Here is a 1,980-nt window from a genome sequence, read left to right on the forward strand (position 1 = left end):
ACCACATCGCGCGTCGCGGCTGCATGACACTTGACTCCTACAGAGCAAGCCGCATCCGGCTTGCGTGTCGCCGGATCGAGCGATTCGAGCTGCAGCAGGCAGCGCGTTGGTGCGCTTCGGCGCCCGTGCAGGACCGGTGCGGTCCTGCACGGGCGGCACGCACTACTGCAATTGCTTGAGCCGCGCGACGATCTCCTGCGCGTGGCGCTCGATCAGGCCTTCGGAGGTGCCCCAGGCGGTGCTGTTGGTCGATTCCACGTCGAACTGCGCGGCGGTCTTGCCGTTGGCATCGGCGACGGTGACGCGGCTCTTGATCTTGTCGCGCCCGGCCATGATGCCGGCCCAGAAGCGCGCACCGTTGCTGCGCATGTAGTAGTGGTCGATGACGATGGTCATCTTGCGCGCATTGGCCTGTCCCTGCGTGCCGTGCAGGTGCGCCGCGTCCAGTTGCGCGTCGAGCTGGCGGCGGAACATGGCCAGGCTCTCGGCGTCGGTGTCGTCGTTGCCGGTGAGTTGATACCAGTAGGTTTCGGCGGTGGTCGCCTTGTAGCTCTGGTGCACCACGCTGTTGGTCGCGCAGCCGGTGGCCAGCGACATCACGCTTACCAGCGCGAGCGTTTTCCATTGCAGTTTCATGCTCTCTCCTTGTTGAATCCCCATGCCGGGGCGAACGCCGCCGGCCGCGGCAGCATAGCGGCTGCGCGCGGGCAGGCGGGAGGTCTAGCGCGTTGTCTCCGGATCGCCGAGCCACGCGGCCACGATCCGCGCATAGGCGCCGCTGGCCTTGCTCAGGTGCAGCCACTGGTCGACGTAGGCCTTCCAGGCCATGTCGTCGCGCGGCAGCAGGAACGCTTTCTCGCTGTACTGCAGCGGCCGCTCCGGCGCCACCGCGCACAGGCCAGGCACCTGGCGCTGCTGGAAGCGCGCTTCGGAGGCGTCGGTGATCATGACGTCGGCGCGGCCCTCTCGCAGGTCGCGGAAGATGGTGGGGTTGTCGTCGGACAGGATCAGTTGCGCATGCGGCAGTTCGCGGCGGGCGAACGCCTCGTTGGTGCCGCCGCGCGGTTCGATCACCCGCACTTCGGGCCGGTCGATCTGGGCGATGTCGCGGTAGCGCGCCTGGTCGGCGCAGCGCACCAGCGGGATCTTGCCGTCGACCTCCAGCACCGCACTGAACCAGGCCTGGCGCTGCCGCGGCAGCGATACCGAGATGCCGCCGACGGCGATGTCGCAGCGGTCGGCGCGCAGGTCCGGCAGCAGGGTCGGCCAGCGCGTGGGCACCCATTGCAGCTTGACCTCCAGGCTCTCGGCCAGCGATTGCGCCAGGGCGATGTCGATGCCGTCGTAGGTGCCGTCGCGGTGCAGGCGGCTGTAGGGCGCGTAGTCGCCGGTGGTGCACACGCGCAGCACGCCGCGTTGCAGGACGCTGTCCAGGTGCGAGGGGGCGGCGTGTGCGGGCAGCGCCAGCGCGGCGCCGAGCAGGCCGGCGGCCAGGCGTCGGATCATGCGGTTCTCCTGCGGCAGGGTGGGCGTCGGTGCCCGTTGGCTGTACGCCGGCTGTCGCGCCGGCGGTGCGCGTCACCTTAGCCGTTTTGCGCATGCACCGACGCAATCCCTGACGCGACAAGGCCTTGCGTGCACCGGGCGGGCGCCGGTGACGCCATGTTGCCGCTTGCCGCGCGCGGCGGCACGCGCCGGCAACGGAACTCGCGGCACGCTGTACCGGTCCGTCCCCCACATTCTTCCTCGCCGCCTGCCCATGGATCCTCGACCGTCGTGACCCCCCTTCCTGCGCAAGACCGATGGCTGCAGCTGTGGGCGGCACTGGCGACGGCGATGATTCTGGCCTTGCTGGGACGCCTGCTGTGGGGCACGCCGTCGGCGCCGCCGCGTGCCGTGGCTGAGGATGCGCTGCGCCTGGTGTTCCTGCCGCGGCAGCCCGCGCAGCGCGTTCCGGACCCGCCGCGGGTGTCCGCGCGC

General features: G+C 70.2%; 3 protein-coding genes. 1 reads left to right on the top strand and 2 read right to left on the bottom strand.

The window, feature by feature from the left end; translation table 11 throughout:
• Window positions 1–162 precede the first annotated feature (162 nt).
• Window positions 163–636, bottom strand: coding sequence for a DUF4410 domain-containing protein (locus tag D183_RS0107430; protein WP_017908447.1), 474 nt, complete (start codon window positions 634–636; stop codon window positions 163–165).
• Window positions 637–720: 84 nt separating this feature from the next.
• Window positions 721–1,506, bottom strand: a complete 786-nt coding sequence (locus D183_RS0107435) for a transporter substrate-binding domain-containing protein (RefSeq protein ID WP_017908448.1) — start codon at window positions 1,504–1,506, stop codon at window positions 721–723.
• A 270-nt stretch (window positions 1,507–1,776) separates the two neighbouring features.
• On the opposite strand from D183_RS0107435, the gene D183_RS27375 reads away from it, so the two are divergent.
• Window positions 1,777–1,980 (top strand): hypothetical protein (locus D183_RS27375; protein WP_157835187.1); only part of this gene is annotated, 204 nt, incomplete at its 3' end.

The organism is Xanthomonas sp. SHU 199 (assembly GCF_000364665.1).
GTDB classification, from domain to species: domain Bacteria; phylum Pseudomonadota; class Gammaproteobacteria; order Xanthomonadales; family Xanthomonadaceae; genus Xanthomonas_A; species Xanthomonas_A sontii.